Annotated in this window: 3 protein-coding genes; all 3 read left to right on the forward strand. The window is 58.6% G+C overall.

The window, feature by feature from the left end:
* Positions 1-884 (forward strand): substrate-binding domain-containing protein (locus EN750_RS29185; RefSeq protein WP_348629633.1); only part of this gene is annotated, 884 nt, incomplete at its 5' end.
* Complete coding sequence (locus EN750_RS29190; RefSeq protein ID WP_127398821.1) at positions 881-1441, forward strand: PQQ-dependent catabolism-associated CXXCW motif protein; 561 nt, start codon at positions 881-883, stop codon at positions 1439-1441. The genes EN750_RS29185 and EN750_RS29190, both read left to right, overlap by 4 nt.
* A 504-nt stretch (positions 1442-1945) precedes the next feature.
* A partial coding sequence (locus EN750_RS29200; RefSeq protein WP_245482842.1) for an MBL fold metallo-hydrolase occupies positions 1946-2470 on the forward strand: 525 nt, incomplete at its 3' end.

Genomic DNA, 2470 nt, shown 5'->3' on the forward strand with positions numbered 1-2470 from the left:
ATCCTGCATGGGTGGGTGACATGATTGGCCGCGATGCATTGAAGCTGCGCGTCGTTCTGCCGATCCTCGGCACGCTCGCCTTGCTGCCGTCGAATGCGCATGCGCAAAGCGCCGGCCTTGGTGCGGCGGGAGAACTGGTCGACCCCGACATCTTGCGCGTCTGCGCCGATCCCTCGAATATGCCCTTCACCGACAAGAGCGGCGAAGGATTCGAAAACAAGCTGGCAGAGCTGGTTGCCGCGAAAACCGGGCGCAAGTCCGTCTCCTACACCTGGTTTCCCACGATCACCGGCTTCGTGCGCAATACGTTGGGGGCCAACCGATGCGACATCATCATGGGCTATGCCCAGGGCGATGAGCTGGTGCAGAACACCAACGCCTACTATCGCTCCGCCTATGTGCTTGTGCATCCGAAAAGCCACGATATGGAAGGCGTGGAAACGATCGAGGATCCCAGACTCAAGGGCAAGACGATCGGCGTCGTTGAAAGCACGCCGCCAACCGCCAACATGGCCGCCAACAAGCTCCTGCGGACCGCCAAGATCTATCCGCTTGCGGTGGATACGCGCGTCACCCCATCCATGGGGGAGGTCATGATCAAGGACATGCTGGCACACAAGATCGATGCGGCGGTGCTGTGGGGACCGATGGCAGGTTACTATGCCAAGGAACTCGGAGCTGATGTGACGATCGTTCCACTGGTGAAGGAAAAAACCGGCTCGCGCATGTCTTACCGCATTACCATGGGCGTACGTCCGTCCGACCAGGAATGGAAGCGGACGCTCAACCGGGTGATCAGGGAAAACCAGGCGGAGATCACCAGGATCCTGCTGAGCTATAACGTGCCGCTGATCGACGAACACGACAACCTGATTACCCAATGAATGGAAGGGAGACTATTTTCTTGCTGGTCGCCGCGATCCTTCTGGGTCTGACCGAGCCGACATGGGCTGGCGATGTCGCCGAACCCAGCGGTTTCCGGATGGACGACTATCGGGCGCCGGTGCCGCGGACGCTGCAAGGCGCGAGGGTGGTGACGACGGTGGAAGCGGAAGCGCTGTGGCGGGCGAAAAAGGCGATCTTCTTCGACGTGATGCCGGACACGCCCAAACCGACCAATTTGCCGGCAGGAACCATATGGAGGGACAAGGTCAGAAAGGACATCCCAGGCAGCATATGGCTGGCCAATGTGGGATACGGCGCTATTTCGCAGGAGACCGCCAGCTATTTTCGCCAAGGCCTCGAGGCCAAGGCCGGGACGGACAAGTCGCGCGCGATTCTGTTCTACTGCATGACGAATTGCTGGATGTCGTGGAATGCGGCGAAACGGGCCGTCGAGTGGGGCTACCGTTCGGTAATCTGGTATCCGCTCGGCGCTGATGGGTGGGAAGATGCAAACCTTCCACTGGAGGAGAAAAAACCCTACACAACGAACAATTGAAGTAAGGACTGCAATTATTCTCGATAGTTTGTTTTCAACTTTTTAAAACCTATTGTTTCATTTGTCCATTTTGAGACTTGATGGACGAGCCATTGCGTCGGTGCCCTGCAATGGTTGGCTAACGACAGGATCGGTCCCTTCGGGCTGGTATAAGAGGAGAAATGTCATGAAGAAGAACTGGAAAAAACCGACCATGTGTCAGGTTGCCGCTGGCTTCGAAATTTCACGGTATCTGCCTGCTGAAATTACTCCCAAGAAGTAGGCCGCAGAGGTGCGCGTCCCTGGCGACAGGGGCGCGCATCCCCTCGCCCCATGGATTTTCGTGAAAGATTTTGACGCACGCAAAGTGCGCGAAGCGTTTTTTGTGACTGCAAATTGCCTGCAGGTCAGAGAAGCCGGCGCGCGGGCATCTTCATGCATTTGAGGATCATCGGATCGGCGGCGGGCGGCGGCTTTCCGCAATGGAACTGCAACTACCGTCTGAGTCGTGCGGCTCGCACCGGCATGGCCGGCGTGCATTCACGAACCCAGTCAAGTGTCGCCGCCTCGGCGGACGGGTTCGGCTGGGTTCTTTTCAATGCCTCGCCCGACATTCGCCAGCAAATCGCTGCAACACCTGAACTGCAGCCTGCGGGCGATGCGCCGCTGCGCTCGACGCCTATTCGCGCGGTGGTGCTGACCAACGCCGATGTCGATCATATCGCCGGACTGCTCAGCCTGCGCGAGCGGCAGCCTTTCGCCATCTATGCAACGGCGCAGGTTCTGGCGACGCTGGAGGCGAATTCGATTTTCAACGTTCTCGATCCAGCGCTTGTGCCGCGGCGCATCCTGCCGCCGGCGAAAGAATTGGCCATCTGCGACGCAGAAGGCCGCGAGACCGGCTTAATGATCGAGCCCTTTCCCGTGCCCGGGAAGATAGCACTCTATCTGGAGGATAGAGACCATCCGGATGCCAATTTCAACTCCGACGCAGGTGATACGATCGGAGTCCGAATCGCCGGCATCGGCAGCCGCGGCTCCGTCTTCTAT

It is taken from the genome of Mesorhizobium sp. M7A.F.Ca.ET.027.03.2.1, from assembly GCF_003999175.1.
Taxonomy (GTDB): Bacteria; Pseudomonadota; Alphaproteobacteria; order Rhizobiales; family Rhizobiaceae; genus Mesorhizobium.